14 protein-coding genes are annotated in these 13,708 nt (G+C 72.1%); 5 read left to right on the top strand and 9 right to left on the bottom strand.

Annotated features, from left to right (window positions below; translation table 11 throughout):
* Nucleotides 1–77: 77 nt before the first annotated feature.
* From ACGFI7_RS11665 to ACGFI7_RS11640, 6 genes are read right to left on the bottom strand one after another with little or no spacing between them, the layout of a single operon-like run.
* Nucleotides 78–836, bottom strand: a complete 759-nt coding sequence (locus ACGFI7_RS11665) for an SDR family NAD(P)-dependent oxidoreductase (protein WP_393402430.1) — start codon at nucleotides 834–836, stop codon at nucleotides 78–80.
* A 2-nt stretch (nucleotides 837–838) separates the two neighbouring features.
* Nucleotides 839–3,115, bottom strand: a complete 2,277-nt coding sequence (locus ACGFI7_RS11660; protein ID WP_393402428.1) for a tetratricopeptide repeat protein — start codon at nucleotides 3,113–3,115, stop codon at nucleotides 839–841.
* A gap of 19 nt (nucleotides 3,116–3,134) precedes the next feature.
* Nucleotides 3,135–3,890: a hypothetical protein gene (locus ACGFI7_RS11655; protein WP_393402425.1), complete on the bottom strand. Its 756-nt coding sequence runs from the start codon at nucleotides 3,888–3,890 to the stop codon at nucleotides 3,135–3,137.
* 50 nt (nucleotides 3,891–3,940) lie between these two features.
* Complete coding sequence (dapF, locus tag ACGFI7_RS11650; RefSeq protein ID WP_393402423.1) at nucleotides 3,941–4,747, bottom strand: diaminopimelate epimerase; 807 nt, start codon at nucleotides 4,745–4,747, stop codon at nucleotides 3,941–3,943.
* Nucleotides 4,748–4,756: 9 nt separating this feature from the next.
* On the bottom strand, nucleotides 4,757–5,659 hold the full coding sequence (gene miaA, locus ACGFI7_RS11645) for a tRNA (adenosine(37)-N6)-dimethylallyltransferase MiaA (RefSeq protein WP_393402420.1): 903 nt from the start codon (nucleotides 5,657–5,659) through the stop codon (nucleotides 4,757–4,759).
* Between the two features lie 15 nt (nucleotides 5,660–5,674).
* Nucleotides 5,675–6,208: a methylated-DNA--[protein]-cysteine S-methyltransferase gene (locus tag ACGFI7_RS11640; RefSeq protein WP_393402418.1), complete on the bottom strand. Its 534-nt coding sequence runs from the start codon at nucleotides 6,206–6,208 to the stop codon at nucleotides 5,675–5,677.
* On the opposite strand from ACGFI7_RS11640, the gene ACGFI7_RS11635 reads away from it, so the two are divergent.
* Together ACGFI7_RS11635 and ACGFI7_RS11630 are read left to right on the top strand one after the other, a co-directional pair.
* On the top strand, nucleotides 6,186–7,085 hold the full coding sequence (locus ACGFI7_RS11635; protein ID WP_393402415.1) for a ribonuclease Z: 900 nt from the start codon (nucleotides 6,186–6,188) through the stop codon (nucleotides 7,083–7,085). The two genes, ACGFI7_RS11640 and ACGFI7_RS11635, sit on opposite strands and share 23 nt — an antisense overlap.
* A gap of 14 nt (nucleotides 7,086–7,099) precedes the next feature.
* Nucleotides 7,100–7,936, top strand: a complete 837-nt coding sequence (locus ACGFI7_RS11630; protein ID WP_393402412.1) for a hypothetical protein — start codon at nucleotides 7,100–7,102, stop codon at nucleotides 7,934–7,936.
* A 10-nt stretch (nucleotides 7,937–7,946) separates the two neighbouring features.
* On the opposite strand, the gene ACGFI7_RS11625 is transcribed toward ACGFI7_RS11630, so the two are convergent.
* Both ACGFI7_RS11625 and ACGFI7_RS11620 read right to left on the bottom strand, forming a co-directional pair.
* Nucleotides 7,947–8,708, bottom strand: coding sequence for an isocitrate lyase/phosphoenolpyruvate mutase family protein (locus ACGFI7_RS11625; protein ID WP_393402409.1), 762 nt, complete (start codon nucleotides 8,706–8,708; stop codon nucleotides 7,947–7,949).
* A 184-nt stretch (nucleotides 8,709–8,892) separates the two neighbouring features.
* Nucleotides 8,893–9,471, bottom strand: a complete 579-nt coding sequence (locus ACGFI7_RS11620; protein ID WP_393402407.1) for a hypothetical protein — start codon at nucleotides 9,469–9,471, stop codon at nucleotides 8,893–8,895.
* Between the two features lie 627 nt (nucleotides 9,472–10,098).
* Between ACGFI7_RS11620 and ACGFI7_RS11615 the strand changes: the two genes are divergently transcribed.
* Entirely contained in the window at nucleotides 10,099–10,281 is a 183-nt protein-coding gene (locus ACGFI7_RS11615; RefSeq protein WP_393402405.1) for a hypothetical protein, read from the top strand.
* A gap of 19 nt (nucleotides 10,282–10,300) precedes the next feature.
* Here the strand turns inward: ACGFI7_RS11615 and miaB are convergent, their stop codons facing one another.
* A complete protein-coding gene (gene miaB / locus ACGFI7_RS11610) occupies nucleotides 10,301–11,794 on the bottom strand; it encodes a tRNA (N6-isopentenyl adenosine(37)-C2)-methylthiotransferase MiaB (protein ID WP_393402403.1) in 1,494 nt (497 codons plus the stop codon).
* Nucleotides 11,795–11,931: 137 nt separating this feature from the next.
* On the opposite strand from miaB, the gene ACGFI7_RS11605 reads away from it, so the two are divergent.
* Both ACGFI7_RS11605 and ACGFI7_RS11600 read left to right on the top strand, forming a co-directional pair.
* Entirely contained in the window at nucleotides 11,932–12,687 is a 756-nt protein-coding gene (locus ACGFI7_RS11605; protein WP_393402401.1) for an amino acid ABC transporter ATP-binding protein, read from the top strand.
* Between the two features lie 18 nt (nucleotides 12,688–12,705).
* Entirely contained in the window at nucleotides 12,706–13,593 is an 888-nt protein-coding gene (locus tag ACGFI7_RS11600) for a glutamate ABC transporter substrate-binding protein (protein WP_393402398.1), read from the top strand.
* Nucleotides 13,594–13,708: the final 115 nt, after the last annotated feature.

Here is a 13,708-nt window from a genome sequence, read left to right as displayed (position 1 = left end):
AGGAGGCCGCCGTCGACCGGGAGGATGACCCACGGCCCCTCCCCCACCGACACGAAACCCATCCCCCTGGCGCGTGATCAGGTGATGAGGAGGCCGCCGTCGACCGGGAGGGTGACGCCGGTGATGTAGGAGGCGGCGTCACTGGCCAGGAACACCGCGGCCGCCACCAGCTCGGCCGGGTCGCCAGGACGAGCCATCGGCACCCGCTGCTCCACGACCCGCTCCAGGTAGCCGGGCTGGTACTGCTCGGTCATCTCAGAGGCGAAGAACCCCGGCACCAGGCAGTTGACCCGGATCCCCCGCCGCCCGGTCCACTGCTGAGCGAGATCCCGGGTGAGGCCCTCGACGCCCGCCTTGGACGCGCTGTAGGCGGCCTGCGGAAGCCCGGCGGTGGTGCCGCCGAGCACGCTGCCGATGTTGACCACGGACGAGCCGGGCCGCATCACCCGCGCGCAAGCCTGCGCCATCCAGTAGGTGCCGAGCAGGTTGACGTCGATCACCTGCCGGAACTCCTCCGGCGTCTCACGCAGCGCGGGCACGGCGGTGCCGACCCCGGCGTTGTTGATCAGCACGTCGACCGCGCCGAACTCGGCGACGGCCGCCTCCACCAGCGCCGTGCAGTCTTCCGGCCGGGCCACGTCGGTGGCCACGGCCAGGCACCGGCGGCCGGTCTCCTCGACCAGCCGCCGCGTCTCACCGAGCCGCTCGACCCGGCGCGCGCCGATGACGACGTCGGCCCCGGCCTCGGCGAGCCCTCTGGCGAAGGCCACCCCCAGCCCCGAGGACGCGCCGGTGACGACGGCGACCTTCCCGTCGAGCGCGAAACGCCCCAGCATGGTCAGAGACCGTACTCCTTGACGATGCGCTCGTGCCGCTCGACCTCGACGTCGACCTCACGGGCGAGGTCGAGCCAGGCCAGCGGGTGGGACCAGCGCTCGGTGGCGTCGTCGAGCAAGGCGTCGACCTCGACCGGCGAGACGCCCGGAGGCACCGCCACCCAGCCGAACACGCCGGGGATCTGCTCGCCGCTGGTCGGGTGGTTGACCTGGTAGTTCTCGTCGCTGTAGACCCACATCGGCCAGCCGCGCTCGGCCATGACCTCGGTGAACTCGGCCCAGTCGGACTCGCTCGGCGCGGCCCCGTCGAAGAAGTAGCTCGTGTAGCCGCCGGGCCGCAGGATGCTCACCGCGGCGAACGGCGGCACGAAGTTCTTCTGCTCCTCGGGGTCCTCGGGCAGCGGCTCCAGCAGCTGCGGGTCGAACACCACGAGGTCGCCCGCGTTGTATTCCATGCCGCGCGGCTGCGGCAGCGCCAGCCGGGCGGTGGCGGGGCCGGTGCGGATCGAGAGCACCTGGCGGCGGCCGCCGTCGGGGGCGGGGAGGATGACCCGGATCAGGCCCATCTCCTCCTCGATCGGCCCTTCGGTCGACTTGATCGGCATGCCGATCTTGGCGGCGCCCTTGCGGACGGTGTCCCAGTCCTCGGCGGCGGTGGCCATGACGATCATGCGCCAGATGTCTTCGTCGCCGAGGTCGCCGAGGACCTCCAGCAGCGCCTGGGCGCCCTTGGCGTTCTGGTCGAGCTGCTGGGCGGCGGTGGCGACGATGCGGCGGCCGTCGACCCCGGCGCCCGCGGCCACGGCGTGCTCGGCGTTGTCGAGGGCCTCGGCCCAGCGCTCGCGGGCGACGTGGAGGCGGGCGAGCGTGAGGTGCTTGGCGGCGTGCGGCAGCATGCCGGCCATCTGCTCCAGCCGCTCGTCCTGCCGGGCCTCGACGAGGAGCGTGGTCAGGTAGGCCACGTCGTCGGGGTCGGCGGAGGCGATGTCGCCGGAGTCGACGAGCATCTTCCAGTAGATGTCGGCGCCGGTCGCGGGGTAGCCCAGGAAGCCGAGCGTGGTGGTGTGGCGGCGGGTGGCCTCGATGTCGCTGCCGGACAGCGGGGCGAGCCAGCCGATCCAGCGCTCGGGGTCGGCGTTGTAGCCGTCGGCGGCGTCGAAGTAGGCGACGCGCTCGGCCTCGGGGCCGGGAGCCTCGGGCTCGGCGGTGGCCTCGGCGGCGGCCCGCAGCGCGGCGACGCGCTCGGCCACGCCGGAGTCGTCGCGCAGCTCGGCGGCGGCGGACTCGACCAGGTCGGCCAGGGCCTTGGCCTGCCAGACGCCCTGCCTGCCGACGGCCAGGTCGCCCGCCACCAGGGCGAGCTCGACGCGGGAGCGGTAGCCGCCCATCATGCCGAAGTAGTCGATCCACTGGCGCAGCACGCGGCCGAGCTGCCAGGTGTTGGTGATCTGGGAGGAGCCGGACAGTTTGTAGACGGCCTGCGCCCACTCCACGAACACCCGCGGGTGCTCGCCGACCACGTCGAGGTCGGGCAGCGCGTCGACGGCCTCGGTGATGCGGTCGAGGGTGGCCAGGATGAGCGCGCGGCGCACGCCGTCGCGGTGCTCCTTGGCGACCGGGTCGTCGGCCTGGAACCCGGCGGCGGCCTGCAGGGCGTCGAGCGCGGCCTCGGCGCGGCCGTCGGCGAGCAGCGCGCGGGCGCTCTCGGCGCCGAGCTCCCAGCTCGCCTCGCGACCGGCGGCGCGCAGCCGCTCGACGGCGGACTCGGCGTAGGCCACGGCCTCCCCGGCCCGGCCGGCGTCGACGAGCGCGGAGACGTACTGGGTCACGAGGCCCGAGAACGCGGGCCCCGCGGGCTCGGCCTGCTCGATGGCCGGGCCCAGCAGCTCCAGCCGCTGGGCGGCGTAGCCGGGGCCGTCGGTGTTGGCCCACACGACGGCGAGCGCCTCGACCGCGGCCGGACCGGCCGGGCAGCCGCGGACGTCTTCGCGCTGGGCGAACTCGAGCAGGTGCTCGGCGTCCTCGATCGCGACCGCGCCCTGGACGCGGTCGCCGATGCGGCCGACGAGGTGCCAGTAGCGGGCGTAGAACTCCAGCCAGGGCAGCTCCAGGGCCTCCGCCTGCTGGGCGATGGCCGGGGCCATCACGTCGAGCTGCGGGTATCGCCCTTCGTAGGCCTGCGCGGGCAGGTCTCCCAGAGCCATGGCGAGGCCTACGTTGCCCGCCTCGGAAAGCTGCTGCTGGGTTTCGCCGACCCACGCCCAGATGTCCACGTCCATGGGCAGTCAGTCTGCCAGGTCAATGAGCGTGCCCCAAACGCAGAAGCCCGATGAGCTCGTCCGATTCGTCGCTATTTAGCACGGAAAATACCTGTGCCATCAGATCGTCGGTGGCGTTCTCGACGGCGGCCCGGCGCGCGATGAGCTCCGGTCCCGGCGTCGGGTAAGGCTCGGGCCACTGCAGGAACTGGGCGACCATCTGACCGCTCCGGTCGCCCAGCGGGGTCCCGTCGTGCGCGGCGGTCAGCGTCGCGTCCAGAGGATCCATCCCGGCGGCGAGCACCGTGTTGGCGTGCAGCCCGCCCCGCAGCTCACGCAGCACGTGCAGGAGCTGGGCGGCCCGCGCGGGCGGGTCTCCGGCCAGCGGGACGGTGCGCCACCCGGCGAACAGCGGGGCCCCGATCGGCGAGGCCGCCTCGGCGACTTTCTCCAGCAGCTCGGCGATCCTGGCGCAGCCGTCGTACCCGCCGAGCTTGCGCCGGCCCCACTCCTGACAGGCTCCCGCGTACAGCTCGACGGCCTGCTCCACGGGCATCTTGCGGCCGCCCTCCCAGCTCTCCCTGACATGCTCGACCGGGAAGAACACGGCCACCGCCGCGACCACGTCGGCCTCGCACTCGCCGAGCACGCCGCACCGGCCGCGGAAGTAGAACTCGCGGGGGCCCATGGCGTACTCCTCGCACGCCGCCTTGGCCTCGCGGGAGATCATGAAGCCGCCGCCGTACTGCCCGATGGGCCCCTTCACCTGGACGGCGGTGGTGCGCGGGTCTGCCATCGAAACCCCTCTCGGTTCGAGAAACAGACCCAGCATCCCTTAGGAGAACATCATTCTGCAAGCATCAGTTCGCCCGAGGCCACGATGACCGCCGGGCCGCGCAGATAGCTCGTCTCCTCGTCGAGCACCACGGTGAGGGTGCCGCCCAGCACCTCGATCGTCCACGTGCCGGTGGTCTCTCCGGACAGCGCGGCGGCCGCGACCGCGGTGGCGACCGCGCCGGTGCCGCAGGACCGGGTCTCGCCGGAACCGCGCTCGTGCACCCGCATCACCGCCCGGCTGGTGCCGACCGCGTTGAACAGCTCGATGTTGACCCCGGCGGGGAACACCCCGGGGTCGAAGGTCGGCTGGTGGGTGAGGTCGAGCTGGGCCACCGGGTCGCCGATCGAGCAGGCGAGGTGCGGGTTGCCCAGGGTGACGTGCACGCCCTCGTACGTGACGCCGCCCACGATGGCGGCGCTGGCGCCCAGCACCTCGGGCTTGCCCATGTCGACGGACACCTCGCCGTCGGGCTCCATCCGGATCCGCCGGACGCCGCCCCGGGTGGCGACGTCGAACTCGTCGCCGTGCACCAGCCCGGCGTCGACCAGGTAGCGGGCGAAGACGCGGGTGCCGTTGCCGCACATCTCGGCCACGCTGCCGTCGGCGTTGCGGTAGTCCATGAACCACTCGGCCGGCTCGTCGGCCACCTCGGGCACCTGCTTGGTGCGCACGACGCGGAGCACGCCGTCGGCCCCCAGGCCGGCCCGCCTGTCGCAGACGCGGGCGACGAGGGAGGCGGCCAGGTCGAGCTCGCCATCGGGATCGGGAAGGATGACGAAGTCGTTCTCGGTGCCGTGCCCCTTGAGAAAGCGCATTGGCCGATTTTATCCGGACGCCTGCCCGGCTATCAGCGCCAGGGACCTGTCGAGCAGATCAGGGTCGTCGTACGGGAGCCAGCGCACCCGCGGATCGCGGCGGAACCACGACTCCTGCCGCCGGGCGAAGCGCCGGGTCGCCCGCACCGTCTCCGCGAACGCCTCCTGCTCGCTGCACTCCCCCTCCAGCCAGCGGATCACCTGGGCGTAGCCGAGCGCCCGGCCGGCCGTGCGGCCCTCGGCCAGGCCCTGCCCGAGCAGCCCGCGCACCTCGTCGACCAGGCCCGCCGCCCACATCCGCTCGACCCGGGTCTCGATCCGCTCGTCGAGCACCGGGCGGGGCACCTCAAGGCCGAGCTGCACGCTCGGGTAGACCGCCTCGTAGGACGGCATGGTGGCCGAGAACGGCCGGCCGGAGTGCTCGATCACCTCCAGCGCGCGCACGATGCGCCGGCCGTTGCTCGGCAGGATCGCCGCGGCCGCCGCCGGGTCGAGCTCGCTCAGCCGCGCGTACAGCGGCGCGGTGCCGCGCTCGGCCAGCTCCGCCTCCAGCCGGGCCCGGATCTCCGGGTCGGTGCCGGGGAACTCCAGGTCGTCGATGGCCGCCCGCACGTACAGGCCGCTCCCGCCCACGAGCACCGGCACGCCGATCGCCTCGATCAGCGGCCTGACCAGCTTCTGGTACTCCGCCACGCTGGCCGTCACCGTCACGTCCCAGACGTCGAGCAGGTGGTGGGGAACCCCCCGCCGCTCGGCCTCGGTGAGCTTGGCGGTGCCGATGTCCATGCCGCGGTAGAGCTGCATGGAGTCGGCGTTGACGCACTCCCCGCCGAGCCGCAGCGCGAGATCGACGGCGAGATCGGACTTACCGGCCGCGGTGGGCCCCACGACGGCGATGACTGGGTGACGCACGCCTACCAGTGTCCGCTACAGATCGAGCAGTGTGGGCTGCAGGTAGCCCTCGTGGGTCAGCAGCCAGCGCTTGGTCTCGACGCCGACGCCGCCGCTGAACCCGCCCAGCCCGTTGCCCGCGACCACCCGGTGACACGGCACCACGATCGGCAGCGGGTTGGAGCCCATGATCGAGCCGATCCCGCGCGCGGGCACGCCGGTGCCGCTGCGCGCCGCCAGCTCACCGTAGGTCACGGCGGTGCCGTACGGGACCGCGTGCAGCGTCCGCAGCACCTCGCGCCGCACGCCCGACGTCAGCCGCCAGTCGATCGGCGTCTCGAACCGCCGCGCGTCGCCGGCGAAATAGGCGAGCAGCTCGCCGACCACGGAAGCCGTACGATCCGGGTCATGGACCTCAGGCAGGCCGAGGCGGTCGCGCAGCCGCTCGCGAGAGCCCCAGCCCGACGCGACCAGGCCGTCATCGGTGACGGCCAGCACGAACGGCCCGACGGGCGTCGGCACCTCGGCGAACGCGACGGTGGTCATCATGTCTTCCCGTGAACTCGTCATCCTCGGCACCTCCAGCGCGGTCCCCACCCGACACCGTAACCACAACGGCTACCTGTTGCGCTGGGACGGGCAAGGCTACCTGTTCGACCCGGGCGAGGGCACCCAGCGGCAGATGCTGCACGCCGGGGTGAGCGCCGGCGACGTGCACTGGATCTGCGTGACGCATTTCCACGGCGACCACTGCCTGGGCGTGCCCGGCGTCGTCCAGCGCGTCGCCCGTGACAGGGTGCGCCATCCCGTGCGGGCCGTCTTCCCCGCCTCCGGGCTCGAATACTGGCGCAGGCTGCGGCACGCCGCCGTCTTCGCCGACACCGGGGTCATCGAGGAGCACCCCGTCTCCGGCGACCTGGCCGCCGTGCCGCCGCTGATCGCCCGCCGCCTGTCGCACCCGGTCGAGTCGTACGGGTACCGCGTCCAGGAGCCGCCGGGCGTCCGGATGCTGCCGGAGCGGCTGGCCACGCACGGCATCCGCGGTCCCGAGGTGGGCGAGCTGCAGCGCACCGGCTCGGTGCGCGGCGTGACGCTGGCCCAGTGCAGCGTGCCGAGGCCCGGCCAGAGCGCGGCGTTCGTCATGGACACGCGGTTGTGCGACGCGGTGTTCGAGCTGGCCGACGGGGCCGACCTGCTGGCCGTCGAGGCCACGTTCCTGTCGGGCGAGCAGGCGCTGGCCAAGGAGTACGGGCACCTGACCGCGTTCGAGGCCGGGCTGGTGGCGGCCCAGGCGGGGGTGCGGCGGCTGGTGCTCACGCACTTCTCCGAGCGCTACACGTTCGCGCAGGAGCCTGCTTTCCTGGAAGAGGTGCGGCGCAGCTTCGACGGGGAGGTGTTCCTGGCGCGCGACCTCATGCGCGTTCCCGTGCCGCGCCGCCGCCGCTGAGCCCGGAGGTTCCCATGGCCCATCCCGGCGCCGCCATGTATGTGGGCATGCTGACCGCGCCCGAGGCCCGGACACGCCTGGAGGGGATCGCGCGCTGGACGGAGTACGGCGCGGGACCGTACGAGATCGTGGCGTTGCTGGACGATCCGGCGCCGGTGCCGCAACCGCACGCCGGTCGGGTGTTCCTCGTCGAGGTCCGGGCGCGGGCCCTCGTCGCGCTCCAGGACCACTACCGGCGCGGGCGCAGGCCGTGGGACCTCGGCCCGGTGCGGGTCCGCGCGGGGATGCCGGCGGACGAGGCCGGGGAACGCGCCGCCGCCCTCGCCCCGGAGCGCCGTCGATCGGTGCTGGCGACGGCCGAGCGGTTCCTGGCCGAGCGGGTGCGCCCCTTCGACCGTGACCGGGCGGCCTGCCTGGCCTACGCGGTGCTGCTGCAGCTGGGTGAGGTCGCGTACGAGACGCAGGAGGTCGGCGGCCGGACCTGGCTGACCCCGCTGCAGGAGGCGGTCCACGCCTCCCAGATGAGAAGCCCGCGGCCCGTCCCGCACCTGCGGTTCGACGGCGCGCGCGGGCCGGTGGGCTACGTCTACCGTGCGGGGTCCGGATGGGTGCTGGACTTCGACGAGAGCCCGGAGGCCGCCGAGATCGCCGCGGCCGTGCGCCTGTGGCGGGGCGTCGAGCGCGGCGGCGTGCCCCGCGTCCTGCACGACGAGGCGGGCCGCCCGCTCAGGAACGGCCGGGCGCTCGTCCTCGACGGTGTGGTCCCCGATGGCACCCCGGACCCGGTCGCGTGGCTGCGCAGCCTGGCCGCGGCCGTGGAAGGCCGCCACCCGGCCCGTCTGGTCCTGTGATCCTGGCCGGTCAGTACGGGTCGCGGCCCTCGCTCACGGCGCGGATCAGGCCGACGGCGTACGCGTGCGTGGCCTGGTGCAGGCCGTGGCCGTAGCTGACGCGGGCCACGCCCAGCTCCGCCAGCCTGGCCAGGCTCGGCGCGCCCGGCCTGAACAGGATGTTGACCGGGCCGCCCGTCTCGTCCACCAGCGCGCCGATCTCGGCCTCGTCCGCCAGGGCGATCGGGTAGACGCAGTCGGCGCCCGCCTCCAGGTAGCGCCGGGCGCGCGCGACCGCGTCGGCGCGCTCACGGCTGCCGTCGCGGGCGATGTAGGTGTCGATCCTGGCGTTGACGACGAGCGCCGGTCCGGCCGCGGCCCGCACGGCGGCCAGGAACGCCGCCTGCTCGTCCGGGTCGATCAGCTCGTCCGTACGAGGGTCGGAGTCTTCGAGATTGCAGCCCGCCGCGCCGGTGGCGATCAGCCGTTCGGCCAGCTCCGCCGGGTCCAGCCCGTAGCCGCGCTCCATGTCGGCCGTCACGGGCACGTCCACGACCCGCACGACGCGGGACACGGCCGCCAGCATCTCCGTCACCGGCGTCAGCTCGCCGTCCTCGTACCCCAGCACCCGCGCCACCGCAGCGCTCCCGGTCGCCACCGCCGGGAAACCGGCCTCCCGCACGGCCCGCGCGGACGCGGCGTCCCAGGCGTTCGGCAGGATCAGCGGCTTTCCCGGCACGTGCAGGGCGCGCAGCGCAGCCGCCTTGTCAGAGGTCATGGCGTCGATCGTCATGGCCGCACCTTAGAAAGGCGCGGCCGGTGACTGTAGGTCCAATGCTCGCGATAACCGGCGAGCCACTTCGGCGGCGCCGGGGTGCGTCCGGAGGGTGAACGTCCGCACCCCGCGCCACCGGGCTCGTCTCGTACGAGGGATCACCCGGAGGGTGTACGGGCGATCCCCGGGGGTGGTCCGCCGGTCAGCAGCCGTCCTTGGCGCACTGGCCGTTGACCGCGCCGGCCGGGCCGTCGGCCGGGTCGTCGCCGTCGGACTGCGGCGGCTTGGCCGCGGACGTGGGCTTCTTGCCGCCGTCGTCCTTCTTGGTGCCGGAGTCCTTGGTCGCGGTGCTCTTCTTGGCGGTGTCGTCGCCTCGGCCGCTGTCACGCTTGGCGGCGGTGTCACCGGACGTGTCCGGCACGGAGGCGTCGCCCATCTCGGCGGCCTCCTCCTCGGGCAGGCCGGTGTCGGCGTCGCCCATGGTGGCCTCGTCGGCTTCGGCGTCGTCCTGCAACGGCTCGCCCTCGCCCTGGGCGGCGTCGTCGCCGGTGCCGCTCTGCTCCGGGCCCGCCTGCTGACTCTGCTGGGCGGGGGTGCCCGCGTCGCCGGACCCGGCGGTCAGCGCGTATCCGGCGCCGCCCACGGCCAGCGCCGCCACGAGGACGGAAGCCGCGATGACGGTGATCTTTTTCTTGGTGCTCGGCCTGTTCTTGGCGGCCCGGCGGCGTTCGCCCGGCCCGTTGAGGATCTCTTGGCGATCCGGCTCGGTCGGATCTTGCATGGTCGCATTTCTCCCTGCGGTCGTATCGGGAAAGCTCTCCGGCTTCCGCGGGCGATGGACCACACTAGCCGCAACAGCGGAATGCTCGCGCAACAATCACAAAGGAATCACGACTTGTCCCCCCATGGCCCTGTTCGCCCAGGTCGTCGCCGTCTCTTCGCTCCCGCCGCGGCCGCCACCACCGTCCTGGCCATCGCCGGCGCGGGAATTCTCCTGGCGTTCACCGGCCCGCGAATGCACCCGCGGGAAACGGCGCCGGAAATCGATCAGGAAACCCCGCTTTCCGATCATTCTCGACCGGCGGCGAAAACGCCCAGGTGGGCGTCCATTCCAACGATCCATTCCGGCACCCCGGCCGCGCCCCGCGACAGCCCCTGGTTCCAGCCGCTTCCCCCTCCGTCCTCCTCTCCGGACGAGATGTCGGGGACCGGCGCGTACGATGCCGACCGAGATCACGAGGGCCTGTACGACGCCACCGCGCCAAGCACGCCGGACGGACGAGCGGGCGACGACGGGCCGGACGCTTCGGAAGGGCGCCGCGACGGGCCGGGTCACTTGGCGCGGCGGGGACGGCATGACCAGCCGGGCTCCTCCGAGCCGCGCGCACGCCAGGACGAACCGGAATCCGTGGAACGTTCCACCCCCCGATCGACCGACCGCCGCGCAAGCACTCCTTCACCCACCCCGGCTCCCCAGCCGCAGGCCGAGCCGACGCTGCCCGCCGGGCTCCCCGGGCCCGACCCGTGCGCGACCTTCCACGACTTCCGCCGGGACGCCTGCTATCAGGTGCTCAACGGCTCCGGCCGCTGAGCACCCGGGAGCGTACCGGTCAGTGGGCGGCGCAGCCGGACACCGGAGCGGCGGCCTGGGCGGGACGGCCGATGGCGGGCATGCCGAGCATGACGCCCGGCGACGGCGGCGGGCCCTCGCGCCGGGCCTGCCAGGCGTCGCCCGCGCGGGTGCGCCGCAGCTCACGGACCGGGCCGTCGGCGACCAGGTGGTGCGGGGCGGCGTAGGTGACCTCGACCGTGACCATGTCACCGGGGCGGGGCGTCTCGGCGCCCGCCGTGAAGTGGACCAGGCGGTTGTCGGGGGCGCGGCCGGACAGACGGCGGGTGGCGTCGTCCTTGCGGCCCTCGCCCTCGGCGACCAGGACCTCGAGCGTCCGGCCGACCTGCTTCTTGTTCTCCGCCCAGGAGATCTCCTCCTGCAGCGCGACCAGCCGCTCGTAGCGCTCCTGGACGACCTCCTTGGGGATCTGGTCGTCCATGGTGGCGGCGGGGGTGCCCGGCCTGATCGAGTACTGGAAGGTGAAGGCGTTGGCGAAGCGGCTCTCCCGTACGACGTCGAGGGTCGCCTGGAAGTCCTCCTCGGTCTCGCCGGGGAAGCCGACGATGATGTCGGTGGAGATGGCCGCGTCGGGCATGGCCGCGCGGACGCGCTCGATGATGCCGAGGTAGCGCTCGGCGCGGTAGGAGCGGCGCATGGCCTTGAGCACCCGGTCGGAGCCCGACTGGAGCGGCATGTGGAGCTGGTGCATGACGTTGGGCGTCTCGGCCATGGCGGCGATCACGTCGTCGGTGAAGGCGGCGGGGTGCGGCGAGGTGAACCGGACCCGCTCCAGGCCTCCGACGTCGCCGCAGGCGCGCAGCAGCTTGCCGAAGGCCAGCCGGTCGCCGAACTCGACACCGTAGGTGTTGACGTTCTGGCCCAGCAGGGTGATCTCGAGGACGCCCTGGTCGACGAGGGTGCGCACCTCGGCGAGCACGTCGCCGGGGCGGCGGTCCTTCTCCTTGCCGCGCAGCGAAGGGACGATGCAGAACGTGCAGGTGTTGTTGCAGCCGACGGAGACGGCGACCCACGCGGCGTAGGCGGACTCGCGCCGGGTCGGGAGCGTGGAGGGGAAGACCTCCAGCGACTCCTTCAGCTCGACCTGCGCCTCGCCCTCGATGCGGGCGCGCTCCAGCAGCACCGGCAGCGAGCCGATGTTGTGGGTGCCGAACACCACGTCGACCCATGGCGCCTTGCGAACGATCTCGCCCTGGTCCTTCTGCGCGAGGCAGCCGCCGACGGCGATCTGCATGCGCGGGTTGCGGACCTTGGCCGGTCGCAGGTGGCCGAGGTTGCCGTAAAGGCGGTTGTCGGCGTTCTCCCGGACGGCGCAGGTGTTGAAGACCACCACGTCGGCGGCCTCGCCGTCGGCCGCGGGCACGTAGCCGGCGCCTTCCAGCAGGCCGGACAGCCGCTCGGAGTCGTGCACGTTCATCTGGCACCCGTACGTGCGGACCTCGTACGTGCGGGGGCTCTCCTGGGTCACAGTCATGGCACGTTCAAGGGTAGTCGGTGCCCGCCCCACAGCGGCCGCACAGCGCCAAAAGGCCAGCTTGACTGCTTGATGTGATCGGATCGGTACCGCTCGGTTAGTGACCAGCGCCCTTGCGCCCTTTACCGTTTTGGTCCATGACGGAGAACGGGGACGCCACTCCACTCGTGCAGATGGAGCACGTCAACAAGCACTTCGGGGCGCTGCACGTCCTGAAGGACATCAACTTGACCGTCTCACGTGGCGAGGTCCTGGTCGTCATCGGACCGTCGGGAGGCGGCAAGTCGACCCTCTGCCGGACGATCAACCGGCTGGAGACGATCGACGACGGCAAGATCGTCTTTGACGGCCAGGTGCTGCCGGAGGAGGGCAAGGGCCTCGCGAGGCTGCGCTCCGACGTCGGGATGGTGTTCCAGCAGTTCAACCTGTTCGCACACAAGACGATCAGGGAGAACGTCACCCTGGGCCCGGTCAAGGTCCGCCGCAAGGCCAAGGACGCCGCCGACAAGCGCGCCATGGAGTTGCTGGAGCGGGTCGGCATCGCGGCGCAGGCGGACAAGTATCCCGCCCAGCTCTCGGGCGGCCAGCAGCAGCGCGTCGCCATCGCCAGGGCTCTCGCCATGGATCCGAAGATGATCCTGTTCGACGAGCCGACCTCCGCGCTCGACCCCGAGATGGTGCAGGAGGTGCTCGACGTCATGATCGGGCTGGCACGCGACGGGATGACGATGATGGTCGTGACACACGAGATGGGATTCGCCCGCAGGGCGGCCAACCGGGTCGTGTTCATGGCCGACGGGCAGATCGTCGAAGAGAACACCCCCGACGAGTTCTTCACCAACGCGCGGACCGACAGGGCGCGTGACTTCCTTTCGAAGATTCTCACGCACTGACTGATGAGGCAGGTACACATGCACATGCGTCGAATGGGAGCGGTGCTCGCCGCGTTCGCCATGGCGGGCGCGCTGACCGCTTGCGGTGGCGATGACGCCGGTGGCGGCGGTGACGCCGGCGGCGGTTCCTTCGCCACGGTGATCGACAAGATCAAGGGCGGCGGCACTGTCGTCGTCGGCACCAAGTGGGACCAGCCGAGCCTGGGTCTGAAGACCGGGCCCGAGCCCGAGGGCTTCGACGTCGACGTGGCCAAGGCCGTTCTCAAGGAGATGAACGGCGGCACGGACGTCAAGGTCGAGTGGAAGGAGTCGGCCTCCTCCAACCGCGAGCCGTTCCTGCAGAACGGCACGGTCGACATCGTCTTCGCCACCTACTCGATCACCGAGGAGCGCAAGCAGAAGGTCACCTTCGGCGGCCCCTACGTGATCGCCCACCAGGACGTGATGGTCCGCAAGGACGACACCTCCATCACCACTCCTCAGAACTTGGAAGGCAAGCGGATCTGCAAGGCCGCGGGCTCCAACTCCTACAAGCGCATCACCGACCCGCCCCCGGACGGCGAGCTCGACCTCGACGCCACCACCGTCGACGCGGCCAACTACTCCGAGTGCGTGCAGAAGCTCAACGGCAGCAACCTCGACGCCGTGACCACCGACGACCTGATCCTGGCGGGCTTCGCCAAGCAGGCCGGCGGCAACTTCAAGGTCCTGGGCCAGGGCTTCACGGACGAGAAGTACGGGGTCGGCCTGAAGAAGGGCGACACCAAGACCTGTGAGGCCGTCAACACCGCGGTGAAGAAGCTGTGGGACGACGGCACGATCAAGAGCCTGCTGGACAAGTGGTTCGGCGGCATCGAAGGTCTCCAGCTCTCGACCGAGGCGCCGCCTGCCGAGGGTTGCGCCTGATCACGCCTGAGGCGGCGGCCGGGGTCCCCGCCCCCGCCCAAGTAAGTGGGGGTGCACGAAGGTAGAACATAATAAGTAAGACGCCCACCAAGCCGCAAGCTTCCTGGAGAACCAA

It is taken from the genome of Nonomuraea sp. NPDC048826 (assembly GCF_043198225.1).
Lineage (GTDB): Bacteria > Actinomycetota > Actinomycetes > Streptosporangiales > Streptosporangiaceae > Nonomuraea.
The sequence above is the reverse complement of the archived record's forward strand: the minus strand, read 5'-3'. Positions and strand labels throughout refer to the sequence as shown.